The following is a 16,987-nucleotide window of genomic DNA, read 5'->3' as shown; positions in this document are numbered from 1 at the left end:
TCACGCCTTATTTTTTATAACGCGCCTGTTTTTACCGGTTCCCTTGTTTACTGCCGTTCCCGTGTGTGAGGAGTGCAGTTGTGAGCCAAAAAGAACAGATAAAAAAATATAAAGGTCCTGCTGGTGGTTGGGGTGCGTTAAAAGCCGTCACTAAGAGTTGGTGGGGCAGCGAAAACGCAATCAAAAACATTCGAACAATGCTTAAAACGAATCAAAACGGTGGTTTTGATTGTCCGGGATGCGCATGGGGGGAATCCCCACACAGCAGTAAAGTGAACTTCTGTGAGAACGGTGCAAAAGCCGTGAACTGGGAAGCCACAAATCGATTTGTGGATCCTGAGTTTTTCGCCGAACACAGCGTAACATCCTTGTCATCACAAACAGACTACTGGCTGGAATACCAAGGCCGAATAACCCATCCGATGAAGTACGACGCAGCATCCGACCACTATATTCCTATTGAGTGGGATGAAGCCTTTTCGCTCGTAGCCAAGCATTTGAAGCAACTCGACTCGCCACATCAAGCCGAGTTCTACACTTCGGGTCGAGCCAGTAATGAAGCGGCGTTTTTGTACCAACTCTTCGTCCGTGCGTTTGGAACAAATAACTTCCCTGACTGTTCAAACATGTGCCACGAAGCCAGTGCAATTGGCATGAAAGATACGGTCGGTGTGGGCAAAGGAACCGTGATTTTTGACGACTTTGAACAAGCAGACGCGATCTTTGTGCTCGGGCAAAACCCAGGTACTAATCACCCCCGCATGCTTGAACCATTGCGTGAAGCGGTAAAACGCGGCGCTCAGGTGATCTGTTTCAATCCATTGAAGGAACGTGGACTTGAACGTTTCCAAAATCCTCAAGTTCCAGTTGAAATGTTAAGCAATGGTTCAAAACCAACCAATACCGCTTATTTAAGGTTCATCGCGGATTAGCGGGAACTAAAAACAAAAACGGTAGTAAGTGATATGGTTTAGTCGCCAAACAAAAATCATACACAAACTACCGTTTCTATGCCGAATCATACTTTCCTATCTTCATTCTGGGAAGGCTTTCAAATAGTAAAGTCTCTCCAGACAGCATCACTTATTACCCTGACTCTTAAACCTAGCTCTGAGGCTAAATGCCTTTGTGGTCTTGAGGCCGAGGCTATCCATGAGTATCAATGGCGTCACGTAAAGGATGCCATGTTGCTCGGTGTGCCTGTTGAACTTTCCGTTCAAACTCGAAGGATTAAGTGTCGTGACTGCGGCATAAAAACAGAATCTCTCTCTTGGTTAGAGCCTTATGCTCGTATAACAAAGCGCCTAAAAAGCTATATAGAACAACTGCTACCCCTGCTTCCCATTAAGCATATATCCCAAATTACGGGCGTTCATTGGCACACCATTAAAGAAATAGATAAACGCCGACTTCGACAAGTGGTGCCGCCAGTGAAATGGGGTGAGCTAAAGCAGCTCGTGATGGATGAGTTCGCCATCTTTAAAGGGCATCGATATGCCACCGTCATCGCTGATGCGAAGACTCATCAAGTCATTTGGGTTGGATTAGGCCGCAGCCGCAAGGACATACGGCCGTTCTTCGAGCAGCTAGGCGAGAATGGGGTAAATATCGAAGCAGTAGCGATGGACATGAATACGGCTTTTGACCTTGAAGTTCAAGCGCACTGCCCGAACGCAAAAATCGTTTACGACTTATTCCATGTTGTTGCTAAGTTCGGTCGCGAGGTGATGGATAGAGTCAGAGTCGACCAAGCCAACAAACTCAAGCAAGATAAAAAAGCGAGGCAATGGGTGAAGCGCTCACGGTGGGTACTGCTGAAAAATAGAGGCAACTTAAATACACGTCAAGATAGCTATCTTACTGAAATATTGAATATCAATAAGGACTTAATGACCACTTATATACTCGGAGCCCAACTCAAAGAGCTTTGGTATTGTGAATCCGAAGGGCACGCGAAGGGGCTCTGGGACACGTGGTGGGAACAAGTGCAAGAGAGTGGAATTAAGCCATTGAAAGAGTTCGCACGAAAACTGAGTCCTTATCTTCACGGCATTATCGCATCGGCAAGTTATCCGTTGAACACCTGCACACTGGAAGGGATAAACAACAAGATAAAGTTAATCAAGCGAATGGGGTATGGGTATCGAGATACAGACTACTTCTTCTTGAAGATAAAAGCGGCTTTCCCCGGAAAGCCGCGATGAACCTTTTTTCTTTACACTGTCTTGTCTTTTTAACTGATTTTTCTCATTTTTATTTGGTATTATCGAGCACTCAAAAATTAATGCTCAGTCAAAGGACCATACCGAGAGTGAAATTTGATTCTCACATTTTCCGTAGCTACTTATTAAAAGCTTACAAAAAACTGCAAGGTTTTCTGTTTGGCGCTTTCCTCGTGTTCTTAGTTGGCAGCGCTGCGGTTATTGCGATCGATTATTGGGTTTCATGGCAAGCGGAAGATCGCATCATCTACGATATTGATGACGTGCCCGAGCTTGAGGTCGCGGTTGTGCTTGGCACAAGCAAATATCTGGGTAGAACACTCAACGACTATTATAAACACCGAATCGAAGCCGCGATTGAGCTGTTCGATCGTGAAAAAGTGGATCAATTTCTACTGAGTGGCGATAACGCTCATCGCTCTTACAATGAGCCGTGGACGATGAAACGCGACTTGTTGAAAGCGGGTGTCCCCGATGAACGCATCAATCTAGATTACGCCGGGTTTAGAACCTTGGACTCGATTGTTCGCGCCAAAAAGATATTCGATACTGATAACTTTCTGATCATCACTCAGAAATTCCACTGTGAAAGAGCGCTATTCATCGCCAATTCTTACGATATTCATGCGCAGTGTTTGGCGGTTTCAGGACCAACCCACCACTCGGGAACCTCAATACGTTTACGTGAAGTGTTTGCGCGCACCAAAGCATTCCTTGATCTGTATATTATGGGGACAACGCCAAAGTTCCTTGGACCTAAAGAGCCGATTCAACCCAGTCCAAAACCGGAATCATTTCCGATTCCAAACCCTATTACTGACCCCACTGTAAACCCTGTTGTAGACCCTACAACAAGCCCTATTTTAGAACCAGCAGAGACCGATGTGTAGAAAACTACACATTTTGAATTTGTTGCCTCACACTTCCCCATTGTTAAGCAAAAACACACCAACACTCCTTTATTAACTTGAGTAACATTCTTCCAACAAAGTCTGACCCTACATCAAGCTATATACCTCGAAAATAATAAGCACGACTCAATGAAGTCGTGCACCAATAAAACGAGGATAACAAAAGGAGCGTCTTATGACGGCACTTGTTACTACACTGAAACACTGGTTGTTTACCCGCAACAGCATGATCTTAATTGGTAATTTCACGTTATTTGCACTTTTGCTCAATAATCTTCCTTTCGAATCACAAGTTAATACGGGGCTGAGTATTCTCGTGTTCGTTGCCATTTTATGGTTAACAGAAGCTATTCACGTCAGCATCACCGCTTTGCTCGTTCCCCTATTGGCTGTCTTGTTTGGTGTATTCAACACGCCCGCTGCGCTGGCTAACTTTTCGAACCCAATCATCTTCTTGTTCATGGGTGGCTTCGCATTGGCAGCCGCGCTGAACAAGCAAGAGCTAGATAAAGCGATTGCTGACAAAGTACTGTTGATTGCAAAAGGCAGAATGTCGGTCGCCGTGTTCATGCTGTTCGGTGTGAGTGCGGGCTTATCAATGTGGATCTCAAACACAGCAACCACAGCAATGATGCTTCCTCTTGTTCTAGGCATCATGAACAAAGTTGACCAAAGTGAAGACCGTAACACCTACGTGTTTGTGCTACTAGGCATCGCTTACTGTGCATCGATTGGTGGCATCGCAACCTTAGTGGGTAGCCCACCAAACGCAATTGCTGCGGCAGAAGTCGGCTTGAGCTTCACAGAGTGGATGGCACTTGGCCTACCTATCTCAATGATCTTATTGCCAATCACGATGATTGTTTTATACGTGATGACTAAGCCCAAGCTCGATCATAAATTCGAGCTAGACCACGCTCCTGTAGAGTGGACGAACAGCAAAAAAATCACACTGTCTATCTTCCTTTTAACCGTAACGCTTTGGATATTCGGAAAACCAATCAACGCAATGATTGGCGGTTTCTCTAAATTTGATAGCTTGGTGGCGATTGGTGCCATTGTACTGCTTGGCGCTTCAAGAGCGGTTGAATGGAAAGATGTCGAGAAGACAACGGATTGGGGTGTACTTATCCTGTTCGGTGGCGGTATCTGTTTAAGTAACATTCTTAAAGCGACTGGAACCAGCGTATTCCTAGCACACTCACTAAGCGGATTTCTAGAAACAGCAGGCGTGCTTCTTACGATTCTAGCCGTGGTAGCGTTCGTGGTATTCCTAACGGAATTTGCGAGTAACACAGCGAGTGCAGCCTTACTTGTCCCTGTATTTGCAACCATTGCTGAAGCGCTGGGTATGTCGCCAGTTATCTTGTCTGCACTAATTGCGATTGCCGCATCTTGTGCCTTCATGCTACCAGTCGCGACACCACCTAATGCGATTGTATTTGGCTCTGGCCATATCAAACAAAAAGAAATGATGCGAGTCGGTATGGTGTTGAACCTAGTTTGTATCCTAGTGCTAACACTGTTCGCGTGGATCTTTTGGTAAGCAGCAAACGCTTATAGAGAAAGTTTTATAGGTAAGTGCTTAGAAACACATATTTATAGGTAAATGCTTATAGATAAATATTTACAGGAATACCCCCTCAAAAAAAAACTGGTTGAACTTCCCCGGCTCAACCAGTACAAAAATGCCCGTTCAGCTAACAAGATCAATTTAACTAGCAAGACCAGTTTAACTAACAAAACCAGCTAAACGGGCATCTAAAAACAAGAAACGCTTTTCCCTTTTGGTGGCCCCGCGCCACCTTTTTTGTGTCAGCTTGTCACCTTTTTTGTATCAACTTGCCACCAACCACGCATTACCGTTCTAAGATCTGGCTCTCACGCCACACTTGGCACCAAACGCGTCCAACCTAACAGCAACATAGAAGCACACATGACCCAAACGACAGTGGCTAAAGAAAGCGTCGATACCAAATTGTAGCGATAACTGAACACATAAACCGCGCCAAGATAAGCCGCGTATGGCACAAGCGAGAACAAGCCAAAGAGTGCCGTGGTACGTAACTCCACCATGGTTTGTTCCGTGCCAACAATGTAGTGAGCAATCAGAGCAAAGGTTGGAAACAACGGCACTAAGCCTGCGATGTAAAAGCTCTTACTTTTCGACAGTAGCGCAATCAACAAAACAGCCGCGGCACCGAGCAAGCATTTAAAGAACAGTGAGATCATTTTTTATACGTTATCCAAGCAAATCAACAAAGGCTCTAGAGGGTAAACTCATATAGCGCCCATAAAAATACCACACGTCACATATGCACGTGTGGCTTATAAACTAACCAAAACAATTTTCAGATTAGTGACTCAAGATCACCTGATTTCGACCTGAATGCTTCGCTTGATATAGAGCTTCATCAGCGCGAGCAATGGTTTCTGTCACCCGCTCTTGTTTCATCTCAGCAATACCGATACTGCAAGTGAGTGGATCGCCATGAACCCAAAGGTGTTGGCTGACCAACAGTCGGATTTTCTCGGCCTTTCTTTGTGCTTCGCCAAGATCAGTCTCCGGGCAAAAAACAATGAACTCTTCACCACCCCAGCGCACCAATTTATCTGTCGCGCTGATCGAACTGCCCACCACCATGCTGAATTCTCGTAAAATATGATCACCCATTTGGTGTCCGTATTTATCGTTGACGCTCTTGAAGTAGTCAATGTCGAGATACAACATACTCAGCTTTCCATGCCCCTGCTTTACCTGCTGAGACTGCATTTTTAGCCAATCACGAATCGCGTGTCGGTTGAGAATCCCAGTCAGTTCATCACGATGAGCCTTTTCTGAAAACTCAAAGTTTTGCTCTCTCAGTGCTCGATTGACGTTCTTTAAGTGATGATGTCTTTTCTCTGCAAGCACCATGCGTTTTCTTGAACGGTTTAACTCAGACAATAGGAATACGGTGCCTGTACCAACCCAAACAAACAGTAAGATAAGGAACAAGCTTTCGCCTGAAATATAAGATCCCTCGAACTCAATACTACGGATGACTATTCTGTGGTGACCCAGTTTCGCACCAGACGCAGTAGCAAACTCGACCATATTCACATTCGAATACTCAGGCGCTGAATGCTCTAGCGCAATCTCGTTATCCGCTAACCACCATGTCATTACTTGCAGGTTTTTGATCGGAATCTCAATCACACCACCATCCACGCCAGGAGAAAACTCCATCCCGTTGTACTTATGCGTGTACTCGTCATCAGGAACCGAATAAGCAGGATTATAATTACGCAGGTAAGTTCGCAAACGACCGCTAGAATCGGCCTCCGCATGGTAATCAATATTGACTCTAAAGGTGTGGTACTGAGAAAGGTCAAGGCCAGTGGTAATGTCTGGGTTGATACGAATCGATAGGCCGCAATAAGGCCACGGGTACTCAGACTTTTTAAGCTCACAGTCGAGAATATACTGGCCATTTTGATAAGATAATTGCGACGTACTGACGCCCCTATCCACTTGATCGCTGGTCGCAATAAATTCATATTTATCAGGCGTAATTGCCGTTATCACACGATTTCCGCTCACACGGTAATACTGGACAATCGCCAGTGTCGTGATAACTAAAAAGATGACTATTTTATGGATCCACTTCACGTCTAAGCTTCCGGCTTAAGGTCCCTATAGTTGGGATTTCACGATAAAAAATAAGTTAGGTAAATTAGTGATCTTAATGCCAATAATTTACTAAAAAACGTTATATCACGCCTGAACAAAATGTCATACCATAATTTTGAGTGAGTGTTTACTCATCAATTATCCATCGCAATAATCAAGTAATATTGCGTATTAAAACGGACTCTATTTGTTATACTCATCGCATAATCATCGTTAACCGTAGCGCCTGCTTACAGAGCGTCCGAGTCGACGAAATAATAATCAAAATACAACGAGTAATGTCATGTCTTTATTAGCAAAAGGAACACTCAAGAAAATGAGTGCTTCGCTCGATGGTGCGGTTACCTACCGTTTACCTGTCGGTGAAGAGTTTGTAGAGCTAAACCCTCTGATTGGTAAAACCATCAACCTCACTCACACCGGTAATATTTTTTGCTGCTCGTGTGGCAAGAAAACCAAGAAAAGCTACTCTCAAGGCCACTGCTTTGTGTGCATGAGAAAGCTAGCAAGCTGCGACATGTGCATCATGAAGCCTGAAACTTGCCACTACGATGAAGGTACTTGTCGTGAACCTGAGTGGGGCGAAGCGAACTGCATGGTTGATCACTTCGTTTACCTATCGAACACATCAAGCCTAAAAGTGGGTATCACTCGTCACACTCAAATTCCTACTCGCTGGATTGACCAAGGAGCCACTCAAGGCCTACCGATCTTGAAGGTAAAAACTCGTCAGATTTCTGGCCTGATTGAAGTTGAGTTAGCAAAACACATTGCCGACAAAACCAACTGGCGCACACTGTTAAAAGGCGACGGTGACGATATGGAGTTGGTAGAAAAAGCCAAAGAACTCTTGCCATTGGTTGAGGATAAAATCCAAGAGATCAGAGCGAAGTTTGGCGACGATGCCATCGAGATTCTTAGTGAGAACATCACTTCACTCAGCTACCCAGTTGAGCAGCACCCAGTAAAGATTGTGTCGCACAACTTTGATAAGAACCCTGAAGTATCTGGCGTGCTACAAGGCATTAAAGGCCAATACCTTATCTTGGATACTGGTGTGATTAACATCCGTAAATTTGGCTCTTACGAAGTAGAAGTTTCTGCTTAGTAAGCCAACGGTTTTGAGATAATCGCTGTTTTGATAAACCAAAGCTAAACGGCTTTGATCGGTGAAAGTTAAACGGCTTTGATGAGCTAAAACTAAAATGCCCTCAGCAATTGCTTGAGGGCATTTTTGTATCATGACCAAACATTATAACGGGGTGACACCCTATTTAGCTTTATTTTTATGCTTCTAGATTTATGGCTTAAGCTTCTAGATTGATTGGGTGTACTAAATTGATCGAGTTTACTCAATAGATTGAAGTCGTCTAGTGCGGTAATGCTTGGCTTATATCGCTGACAAACACTTCTCCGCACACGCAGTTCTTTCCATTCGCTTTGGCTCGATATAAAGATTGGTCTGTGAGGTTGACGAGTGCATCGATGGACACTTTTCCTTCGCAAGATCGACTATCACTCACTCCGATACTCACACTCACATTAAAACGAATCTGTTCGCCCACTTTGAACTCGACCTGATTAAATTGCTGTCGGATCTGATCAGAAACTTCTCGCGAAACGTTAGGTGATGCATTGGGAATAAACAGAATAAACTCTTCTCCACCCCAGCGGCCTGCCACACCACCCACTCTCTCAACATTACGTTTAGTAATGTTGGCCAATGCGCAAATAACCTCATCGCCCACCATATGGCCGTAAGTATCATTGATCGATTTGAAGTCATCGATATCAAGCAGCATACTGACGACATGAGTATCAGAGGCAATATGTTCCCTTAACCACTCATAAATCGCTCTGCGATTGAGTAAGTCAGTCATTTCATCGTAATTCGCTTGATGAACCAATTGCTTTTCCAACATCACCTTTTGAGTCACATCTTCGAGCACAACCTGAACGGCCGGCTGACCTTGCCAAGTAATCGCATTATCGTAAATATTGAAGAATCGATGAATGCCATCGAACCCAATGTTTTCAACCACAGTGCTGGTTCCCGACAATTCACCCGACACGATCGCTTGATAGTGCTTACTGATGCCATCCGTATTCTGTTTTGGCACCAATGTAAGGATAGAGTCCAGCTTTAAAACTTGTTCTATGGAAGAGCCACCCTGCATTTTAACCCACGATTGATTGACCATCAGCGGCTTGAACTCTCGGTGAACCAAGATGCCCTGCCCTGATTGCATGATCATATCGTGATACATCTTATCTTGTTCACGCACCGCATTTTGTAGCTGAATCGCAGGGGAAAGGTCGATCACCGTGACTTGCAGTGCTGGCCGACCTTGCCACTCTGTCACATGGTCAATAGAGAACACTGTGAACTCTCGACCATTGCGATCAACATTAACATAGGTGTGAACCTGCGGATCGCGTTGACCACTGATCGTTTCAAGGTAATTTTGATAGGCTAAAACATGGTATTCTTCTGAGATTAGATCTAGGAAGCTATCTATATCAGTAAGTAGTTCTTCGGGTGATTGGTATCCATAGATGCGAGCATAATTAGCGTCAACACTAACTACATTCATATCTTGAATAGTTATTACACCGTACGTGGATTCGAAATTTATTGAAGACATTGCCAACTCCGCACTCTCGCTATACTCCACAAACTGGAGCATAACAACACATCCTGCCAACGCTTCCACACAATCTTTCACGCGTTAGGGGCATTAATATGGTATCTAGTATATCGTACTGCTACAGGCTTCTCTACAATTCTATCGCTAACACGAGTCACTAAAAGTAGACAAGTATCTCAATCCTATTACTCGCGTCAAAAAACAAAAAAAGATAACGTATATCTATGTAAGCATTAGCTTTTCTGTTTTCCGCTCTAAAATCGATAGCTAGAGCTAATCACGACTCTTTTCAAATCCTTTTATTATTCACTTCTATCTTGTTGGCTGTTAGCTTGAAACCTTGTCGGTTATTCATTCCAATCCGAAAAGTAAGCGACTAAGAAGTCGATCGCCAATCTTGCTCTCTGGGGTAAAAAACGACGGTTTTGATATACGACCCAACTGCTGGTTCCTGCTCCCCAATACTCTTCTAACACCGGGACCAGTTTTCCATTACTAAGACCGCCATTGAAGCTGCTTTTGGGTAGGTAGACAACACCAAGCCCCTCTTCACATGCTTTCAGTACTGCACTCGAATTGTTGCTGCGCCAGCGCCCATGTACTCGAACTGCATTTAACAGCTTGCCCTCTTTCTCAAATAGCCACTGATCACTGTTGGCGATAATACAGCTGTGCATTTTTAACTGCTCTGGATGAGTCGGCGTACCAAATTCCTCTAGATAGTCTTTACTGGCTGCCGCCGCCATCGGGCGATCGACGAGCTTTCTTGCCACCAATCCTGAATCGTCCAATCGGCCATAACGAATCGCGAAGTCGATGCCATCTTCGATGAAGTTAACCATCTTGGTATTGAAATTCATTTCTATGGTGAGCTCAGGATGATCTTTGGCAAAATCCATCAGCGCCGCTGCGACATGATTTTCTGCAAACGCGCCTGCCGCACTCACACGCAAAGTACCGCTAAGCTGAGTCTGCTGAGAAGTCACTTGCTCGTTCGCTTGCTGAAGCCCAATGACCAAATCTCTACACTGCTGATAATAGGTGTGACCCGATTCGGTCAGGCTCACCATTCGTGTAGAACGTGCAAGCAGTGCCACACCCACTCTCTCTTCTAACCTTGAAACTTGGCGACTTACATGACTGGTACTGCAACCCAACTGTTTTGCTGCTGCAGAAAAGCCGTGACACTCGGCGACCGCAACAAACTCATTAATCCCTTCAAAGCTATCCATACTTCACCTGTTTACATATAACGAATTCACATCCGACTAATTCTCACCCTACTATTGCTATATAGCAATAATGTTTTGCCTATTTGGCATATTATCACTCAAATGGTTTACTACTAGTATTACAGGTAACGAAACAGCGGTATCTAAATTGAAAACTTTGGTTTTCTAAATAAAAACCACGATGCCTATAGCAAACAACGACGCTGAAACCAAACAAACGTGCTCAAAGGGACGAATCATGAAAAAAATACTAATACCTGTAACTAACCACGCAACACTAGGCGATACAGATCAAGCGAACGGTACTTACGCGCCTGAACTGACTCATGCTCTCAAAGAGATCATTGCTGCGGGTTTTGAATACGACATCGCTTCTATCAAAGGTGGTAAAGGCCCATTGTATGGAACCGATATTGAAGGGGATTCAGTAAACGCCGAGATCTTGGCTGATGATGACTTCCAGAACCGCATCAACAATACGATTCCTGTAAGCCAAATTAATGCAGAAAGCTACGATGCTATCTTCTACCCAGGTGGATTCGGTTTGCTTTCAGACCTAGCAACCGACGAGCAATTCGCAACCATCGCCGCTAAGCACTATGAAGATGGTGGCGTTATCTCATCAGTATGTCACGGCCCTGCAGCACTGCTTCCGATTGTCCTAAGCAACGGCGAGAAGCTATTAAGCTCTAAATCGGTGACAGGCTTTACACGTGAAGAAGAGATCGACTTTGGCACCATCAATGACATTCCGTTCTTATTGGAAGAATCTCTTGCTCGTAGCGCAGCGCGTTTCAATAAGGTTCAACCTTGGCATGAGCTTGTGATTGTTGATGAGCGAGTGATTACCGGTCAGAACCCAACCAGTGCGCACGCAGTAGGTGCAGCTCTGGTTAAGCACCTGTCTTAGTTAAATCAAGGGCTTATTCGAATAACTGGCGTTGATCAAATAAGCCCAATCAAACAAAAAGAGCATGCTTCTTACTCAATATTCTTGAGAGAAGCATGCTCTTTTCTAATTCTATAGCTATTAAGTGCTAGTGGCTTCGCAAGATCCCTTCAAGCACATTGAACAGCAAGTCGATCTCTTCAATCGAGTTGTAATGCATACAACCAATACGCACCACGCCTTGCTCTTCAATACCCAACTGTTTGACAAGCCCTAATGCATAGAAGTGACCATTCCACACACAGATATTATGCTCACCTAACTTCTTAGCGATGAACTCTGGAGAGTAATTATCAAAGGTAATCGCAAACGTTGGGGTTCTTAGGTTCGAATCAAATTCGGTTTTCCCGTAAAGCTTTGCCCCTTCAAGGTCGGCCAAGCGTTTAAGGAAGTACTCACTGAGTTGGCTTTCATGCTTATTATACAGCGCGTAGCTTTGCTCTAAACGAGAACGCAATGAATCGGCTGGATCGCCCAACTGCGCCAAGTAATCTACCGCTGCAATCACACCGGCAAGGCCTTCGAAGCTTTGCGTACCTGTCTCAAATCGACCTGGGCCGATATTGGTTGCAGGCTCAACCTTGTAAGGCTTTAAAGTATGCAGCCATTGAGGCGCAACATAAGCAATGCCAACATGAGGGCCGAAGAACTTATACGCTGAACACGCTAAGAAATCACAATTCAGTTGCTGAACATCAATCAAGTGATGCGGCGCGTAATGCACGGCATCGACATAAACCTGCGCACCATGCTGATGGGCAAGCTCAATAACTTTCGCCATGTCGACAATCGAGCCCGTCGTATTCGAAGCAAACGTCACCGCGACAAGCTTGGTTTTCTCGTTAAGAAGCGACTCAAAGTACGCCATATCCAAACTGCAATCCGACTCGTCTACGCGAACTTGGCGAACAATCGCACCTTTGTCGTCTGCCGCTTGCTGCCAGCTCGAAACATTTGAGTAATGGTCTAACGCCGTGACGATAACTTCATCGCCCTCTTTCCAATCGCGGCTGATCGCTCGGCTAAGTTGGAAGGTCAGCGATGTCATGTTCGCGCCGAACACAACGTTGCCAGAAGACTCCGCATTAAGCAGTGCTTGCGCTGCTTCTCGCGCTTGCTGCATTAAGCTTGTGGTCTTTTGGCTAGAAAAATAGTGGCCGCCTAGGTTTGAATTGAAATGCCCTAGGTATTCGGTCATCGAAGCTAAAACATTCTCAGGCACCTGAGATCCACCAGGCCCATCAAAAAAGGTCACAGGCTTGCCGTTATGATATTGGCCTAAAGCACTAAACTGTTGGCGCACATCATTAAGAGTGAAGGACATTGCGCGCATCCTTAGCTGTTAGAACAAACACATCCATATAGCCCATCTCATCGTGGTCTATGGTGCGAATCGGTTGTGCATTGTGCCAAAGCTTACTGTCTGCCAGCATCGCAACTTCGCCATCACCTAACACCTTTCTAAAGAATGGCGCTTCATGTGAATCTTGGTACAACATGATTTCACCACCCACAATGTTGTGTCGGTTAACACCAATCAAAGCGATGTGGTCAAAACCGTCTTGGTGAACACCTTCAGGAGCAACCTGAGTCTCTTCAAAAATAGCGGCAATGCGGATCTGATGAATTTCGATTTCTTGCCCGTCTTCAAGCCCGTTGGTTTCTATAAACAGCTCACACATTTCTTGCATGCCTTCACTGCTTAGAATCTTCGCTTCAATCGGCTCGAACTGACGAACTACGTCACCTTGAAAGTGATTAATGTTTTCAGACTGAACAAAGTTATGTTTGTCTTGCTCAACGACTTGTCCATTACTGAATTGAACCACCGAGTATCTTCTCAATCGAAACTGGCCATCCGCATGCTCTGTGCTTGGTAGCTTAGAGAATGATGGTGACAACTCCTCAACCGCGTGGTTACTGAGGTGGGTAATATGTAGGGTATTTTCGTGAGCATGTAACATCATCGACTCCTTAATGATTGTTAATTTACTTTCGATATTTAACGTTTTGTTTACATAAAGGATACTTGAAGATCTTGTCAAATCAACATTAAACAATCATTTATCCCGTCAGATTTAATAATTAAGACAATAAATCCAATCTAAAAATCAAAAGCAGTGTATAACACCAGAATAAAAGATGACCAACTCTTAAAACTAGCACACTCCACTGGCTAGTTATAAATCCCTATAAATTTAAATTTAACGATATTATTAACTAGCATGCCAAGTTTCATATTGTGTCAGCCCTTTCACTGCAATACGCCAGCCTCCTTGCATGAGCTCAGGCATCACGCTCGCCATCATTCATTTCTATGCTTTTGCACTACGAAATACGACCTACCTATCAGTTGCCAAGCTATTGATTATTTACACAACAAACTGAAATTGGTTAATTTATGAGTACGCCAGAAACCAAACGCCTTTGCTTGCGCGTCTGGAACAGGTCGAGTTCGGGGGGAACTCGGCCGCCCTTAATGGTTTACTTCCTTTCAGATAGTGGCTTCACTGTTCTTTCAGTCACGAAAACACTCAGCTTTAAACGGTGTGCACCTAATTCGACTTGATGATGCGGTTTATGTGAAGTGCTTGAAGTGGAATATTGCGAGAGGGATTTACTTTGTGGTTTCAGGCAATTAAGAGGTAAGCGTTTGAGCGGGTTTGAACAATGGAGGTTGCTTCAAAATCATCGGCATGTATTCACAAATATTAGACGTTCATCGCTAGCACGTTTCTGCACAAAAATGGTTTAGATAAACTATCTAAACCGCTTCTGATCCAATTATTGTTAGTGCTAATTTTTATTTATAGGCTGTTAATTCAGGCATTCAATCCCAGAGCTAATATGAAGATGAATAGGGTACTAAGCTCACTTTATCCTTATACGGTGTATTCGAATAATTAGGATAATTAGGATAATTATAAGCGAGCGTATGACTACTCATCTTCGTTCTTAACAAGAACCACATGTTTGGGCAGGTGACTTTTGTATTGCTAGTGGCTACATCCCATAGCGGAACTTTTTACCTATATTGATCATATCGCGATGCACTGGAGCTAGTGCATTAGCGTAGGCAGCTAGTAGCTTCATGGTATATTCGCTGCGGTCATGCAGATTCAGGTCGGTACATTCGTGTTCAGTTGTCAGAATATCTTCGCAGTTACGAAACATCAGATGATCAGGCAGAAAACACACATGATTGTTTTTATTACCCGTCATCCGTAATTCACTGATCGGGTAGACACCATTTACGCTCGCTGAAACGCTCACCAGCAGCGCTGCTTTATGAGCCAGTTCCTGGTCAGTGGTCAGCATCAAAAAGTTCTTTAATGCCGGCGTTGCCATTCCATGCCATTCTGGGGTAATAAAAATGAACGCGTCCGATTTCTTAAGGATTTGAGCGACAGGTTTCCATTGTTTCCACTCCTCACTGTCTTGCCATACTCCTTCATTCCAAAACGGTAGATTCAGTTGGTGTAAATCGAGAACAGTTGCCTTGTCAAAATGAGGCTCAGCCAGTGTTTGTAGGTAATAGGCAACATTTAGGCTCTGAGAATGTGCTCTTTGACTTCCTGATACGATTGTAATATTCATATTAATTCCTTTTTACGTTCTGAAATTGTGTTAGTTGATTGGTTTGATGGTGAGCGAGGCGTAGCCAGCACAATTGAAAATAGAATTACAGAGGCACCAAGTAATTGGGGCCAAGTAATTGGGGCCAAGTCAGTGTTTGATTTAGGATTAGATATCCAAGAAAACAGGCAGAAACACTGCTTAGAAATCCGAGAAAAGAGACGGTCACCGGAGGCAGTTTCTCGATACCGCGAAACCACAGAAAGTAACCCAAAACGGCACCAATCAGGCTTAGGTATCCATAGCCTAGGTAGTTGATTGACGTAAGTTGGTTTGGAACGCCTTCTAACCAAAGCGAGACTGGTAGCAAAATGATGCCGCCAAATAACAATTGCCAACCTGTAAACCCAAGCATCGTCATGCCCGTAGGACGTCCCCATTTTTTTGTCAGCACCACGCCTAAAGCCATGCTCAGCGTTCCAAGTATGGCGGTAGCCACACCTTCAATATTGATTTCGGCTGAGCTGTTAAGCACTAGCAGGCCTACGCCGAGAATTCCCAACACACTAGCGGTCAGTTGTTGTGAAGAGAAGTTGGCACTCAATAGGTACCAACTCATGATCATTACAATCACCGGCTGAATAGACATCACCATCGATGCCATGCCACCCGGTAGGTAGGTTGCCGCGAAAAATAAGCAATAGAAAAATAAGCAATAGAAAAATAAGCAATAGAAAAATAACCCGATGTTCAGAAAACCTAGCACTGCCATACGGAGCCACCACAATCCAGTTAGCCCCGCTCGGCTAATAAGCACAAGCAATATACCAGCAGGAAGCGAACGGATTGTTGAAGCAATAAGCGGACTTTCTGGAGGTAGCGCTTCCGTTGTGACTATATAGGTACTGCCCCAGATAATAGGTGCAATTGCGGTTAACGCTATTGTCTTAACTTGTTGAATCCTGTTCATAACTCTCCTTAACTGATTAGTTATTACTTTAATAAAAGTATCTTTCACAAAAGATACTTTTATTAAAGTAATGGAGGCCTAATCTTTAATCAAGTATATTTTTGAAAAGATATTTACTTGAGAGATAAAAATGACATCAGATAAAGTTGATAAAATTCTTGCTCAATGGCTTGCAGTCAGGCCGGATCTGGATTGCTCAGCAATGGGTGTTGTCGGGCGATTACGTCGAACCAGTGGTATATGGAAGAAGAATTTGGAGTCGGTTTTTCAAGAACATGGGCTGAGTAGTATTGAGTTTGATATTTTGGCTACTATGCGCCGCAGCGATACTGTGGTCACTCCTACTGAGCTGTATCAAACTCTGATGCTTTCGTCTGGTGCGGTCAGTACACGTATTGAACAGTTGGTAAAACGTGGTTTTGTCCAACGTATTGCCAGTGAAGAAGACAGACGCAGCTGTAAAGTTACCCTGACTCAAAAGGGAGTTGAGTTGGTGGACACAGCATTAAATGCACATGTTGCTAATATGGATAACATGCTGAGCGTACTTAGTAGCCAAGAACAAGATCAGTTGGCAAGTTTGTTGAGAAAGATACTGTTGGAAAGGCAATAACGAACAGACGCTTTTTAGGTTTTCAATATTCCTTTACTCGTTTACTGGCTGTTAATGTTGGCTTGCGATACTAAAAATTAACCGGAACGCTGTAATTAGAGCTGAAGAGCTAGCAAGTTTCTGTCCAGAACCGTCACAGGTTGACTTTTTACCCGTGGCTCGTTCTACCTCAGAAATGCCTCAAAACCCGTCA

General features: G+C 44.2%; 13 protein-coding genes and 2 pseudogenes. 7 read left to right on the top strand and 8 right to left on the bottom strand.

From position 1 onward, the window contains the following. Positions 1 to 80 precede the first annotated feature (80 nt). The 4 genes and pseudogenes from AC3CHU_RS06390 to AC3CHU_RS06375 form a co-directional block, all read left to right on the top strand. Positions 81 to 917 (top strand): annotated as a pseudogene (locus AC3CHU_RS06390) (molybdopterin-dependent oxidoreductase); the annotation flags it as partial. Positions 918 to 1,010: 93 nt separating this feature from the next. Continuing rightward, the gene (locus AC3CHU_RS06385; RefSeq protein WP_488524348.1) at positions 1,011 to 2,204 is read left to right on the top strand and encodes an ISL3 family transposase; all 1,194 of its coding nucleotides are present in this window, start codon (positions 1,011 to 1,013) and stop codon (positions 2,202 to 2,204) included. A gap of 107 nt (positions 2,205 to 2,311) precedes the next feature. Continuing rightward, positions 2,312 to 3,112: a SanA/YdcF family protein gene (locus tag AC3CHU_RS06380; RefSeq protein WP_029224433.1), complete on the top strand. Its 801-nt coding sequence runs from the start codon at positions 2,312 to 2,314 to the stop codon at positions 3,110 to 3,112. A 196-nt stretch (positions 3,113 to 3,308) separates the two neighbouring features. Beyond that, positions 3,309 to 4,679 carry an SLC13 family permease gene (locus AC3CHU_RS06375; RefSeq protein ID WP_488525257.1) on the top strand — a complete coding sequence of 457 codons (1,371 nt, stop codon included), beginning with the start codon at positions 3,309 to 3,311 and terminating at the stop codon, positions 4,677 to 4,679. A 335-nt stretch (positions 4,680 to 5,014) separates the two neighbouring features. Here AC3CHU_RS06375 and AC3CHU_RS06370 read toward each other — a convergent pair whose 3' ends face one another. Then, positions 5,015 to 5,365, bottom strand: a complete 351-nt coding sequence (locus AC3CHU_RS06370; RefSeq protein WP_004733411.1) for a GlpM family protein — start codon at positions 5,363 to 5,365, stop codon at positions 5,015 to 5,017. A gap of 124 nt (positions 5,366 to 5,489) precedes the next feature. Next, positions 5,490 to 6,785, bottom strand: coding sequence for a GGDEF domain-containing protein (locus tag AC3CHU_RS06365; RefSeq protein ID WP_019350596.1), 1,296 nt, complete (start codon positions 6,783 to 6,785; stop codon positions 5,490 to 5,492). 304 nt (positions 6,786 to 7,089) lie between these two features. Between AC3CHU_RS06365 and AC3CHU_RS06360 the strand changes: the two genes are divergently transcribed. Next, the gene (locus tag AC3CHU_RS06360) at positions 7,090 to 7,914 is read left to right on the top strand and encodes a DUF2797 domain-containing protein (RefSeq protein WP_017070245.1); all 825 of its coding nucleotides are present in this window, start codon (positions 7,090 to 7,092) and stop codon (positions 7,912 to 7,914) included. A 262-nt stretch (positions 7,915 to 8,176) separates the two neighbouring features. On the opposite strand, the gene AC3CHU_RS06355 is transcribed toward AC3CHU_RS06360, so the two are convergent. Then, positions 8,177 to 9,400: a sensor domain-containing diguanylate cyclase gene (locus AC3CHU_RS06355; protein ID WP_488525472.1), complete on the bottom strand. Its 1,224-nt coding sequence runs from the start codon at positions 9,398 to 9,400 to the stop codon at positions 8,177 to 8,179. Between the two features lie 401 nt (positions 9,401 to 9,801). Continuing rightward, entirely contained in the window at positions 9,802 to 10,686 is an 885-nt protein-coding gene (locus tag AC3CHU_RS06350) for a LysR family transcriptional regulator (protein ID WP_488525256.1), read from the bottom strand. Between the two features lie 238 nt (positions 10,687 to 10,924). Here AC3CHU_RS06350 and AC3CHU_RS06345 point away from each other — a divergent pair, with 238 nt between their 5' ends. Next, positions 10,925 to 11,596 carry a type 1 glutamine amidotransferase domain-containing protein gene (locus AC3CHU_RS06345; protein ID WP_488525255.1) on the top strand — a complete coding sequence of 224 codons (672 nt, stop codon included), beginning with the start codon at positions 10,925 to 10,927 and terminating at the stop codon, positions 11,594 to 11,596. Between the two features lie 127 nt (positions 11,597 to 11,723). Here the strand turns inward: AC3CHU_RS06345 and AC3CHU_RS06340 are convergent, their stop codons facing one another. From AC3CHU_RS06340 to AC3CHU_RS06325, 4 genes and pseudogenes are all read right to left on the bottom strand, one after another. Further along, on the bottom strand, positions 11,724 to 12,959 hold the full coding sequence (locus tag AC3CHU_RS06340; RefSeq protein ID WP_488525254.1) for a cysteine desulfurase-like protein: 1,236 nt from the start codon (positions 12,957 to 12,959) through the stop codon (positions 11,724 to 11,726). Next, positions 12,943 to 13,599 (bottom strand): 2OG-Fe dioxygenase family protein, encoded by a 657-nt coding sequence (locus AC3CHU_RS06335; RefSeq protein WP_004733405.1) that lies wholly within the window; start codon positions 13,597 to 13,599, stop codon positions 12,943 to 12,945. Before AC3CHU_RS06335 ends, AC3CHU_RS06340 begins: the two co-directional genes overlap by 17 nt. Positions 13,600 to 14,638: 1,039 nt before the next feature. Then, a complete protein-coding gene (locus AC3CHU_RS06330) occupies positions 14,639 to 15,232 on the bottom strand; it encodes an NADPH-dependent FMN reductase (RefSeq protein WP_016800025.1) in 594 nt (197 codons plus the stop codon). Next, positions 15,229 to 16,181: pseudogene (locus AC3CHU_RS06325) on the bottom strand (EamA family transporter). Before AC3CHU_RS06325 ends, AC3CHU_RS06330 begins: the two are co-directional and overlap by 4 nt. Positions 16,182 to 16,311: 130 nt before the next feature. Between AC3CHU_RS06325 and AC3CHU_RS06320 the strand changes: the two are divergent. Next, positions 16,312 to 16,794 (top strand): MarR family winged helix-turn-helix transcriptional regulator, encoded by a 483-nt coding sequence (locus AC3CHU_RS06320; protein WP_010432882.1) that lies wholly within the window; start codon positions 16,312 to 16,314, stop codon positions 16,792 to 16,794. The last annotated feature ends 193 nt before the right edge of the window (positions 16,795 to 16,987 follow it).

This window comes from Vibrio sp. QJM3NY_39, from assembly GCF_057785895.1.
Note: the sequence above shows the minus strand (reverse complement) of the source record. Positions and strands in the feature narration are given on the sequence as shown.

What these genes read in the sequence shown, in the direction of transcription:
- AC3CHU_RS06370 (WP_004733411.1), bottom strand. Translation starts at nt 5,365, where the DNA reads ATGATCTCACTGTTCTTTAAATGCTTGCTCGGTGCCGCGGCTGTTTTG.
- AC3CHU_RS06335 (WP_004733405.1), bottom strand. Translation starts at nt 13,599, where the DNA reads ATGTTACATGCTCACGAAAATACCCTACATATTACCCACCTCAGTAAC.
- AC3CHU_RS06375 (WP_488525257.1), top strand. Translation starts at nt 3,309, where the DNA reads ATGACGGCACTTGTTACTACACTGAAACACTGGTTGTTTACCCGCAAC.
- AC3CHU_RS06350 (WP_488525256.1), bottom strand. Translation starts at nt 10,686, where the DNA reads ATGGATAGCTTTGAAGGGATTAATGAGTTTGTTGCGGTCGCCGAGTGT.
- AC3CHU_RS06320 (WP_010432882.1), top strand. Translation starts at nt 16,312, where the DNA reads ATGACATCAGATAAAGTTGATAAAATTCTTGCTCAATGGCTTGCAGTC.
- AC3CHU_RS06385 (WP_488524348.1), top strand. Translation starts at nt 1,011, where the DNA reads ATGCCGAATCATACTTTCCTATCTTCATTCTGGGAAGGCTTTCAAATA.
- AC3CHU_RS06360 (WP_017070245.1), top strand. Translation starts at nt 7,090, where the DNA reads ATGTCTTTATTAGCAAAAGGAACACTCAAGAAAATGAGTGCTTCGCTC.
- AC3CHU_RS06345 (WP_488525255.1), top strand. Translation starts at nt 10,925, where the DNA reads ATGAAAAAAATACTAATACCTGTAACTAACCACGCAACACTAGGCGAT.
- AC3CHU_RS06340 (WP_488525254.1), bottom strand. Translation starts at nt 12,959, where the DNA reads ATGTCCTTCACTCTTAATGATGTGCGCCAACAGTTTAGTGCTTTAGGC.
- AC3CHU_RS06330 (WP_016800025.1), bottom strand. Translation starts at nt 15,232, where the DNA reads ATGAATATTACAATCGTATCAGGAAGTCAAAGAGCACATTCTCAGAGC.
- AC3CHU_RS06355 (WP_488525472.1), bottom strand. Translation starts at nt 9,400, where the DNA reads ATGAATGTAGTTAGTGTTGACGCTAATTATGCTCGCATCTATGGATAC.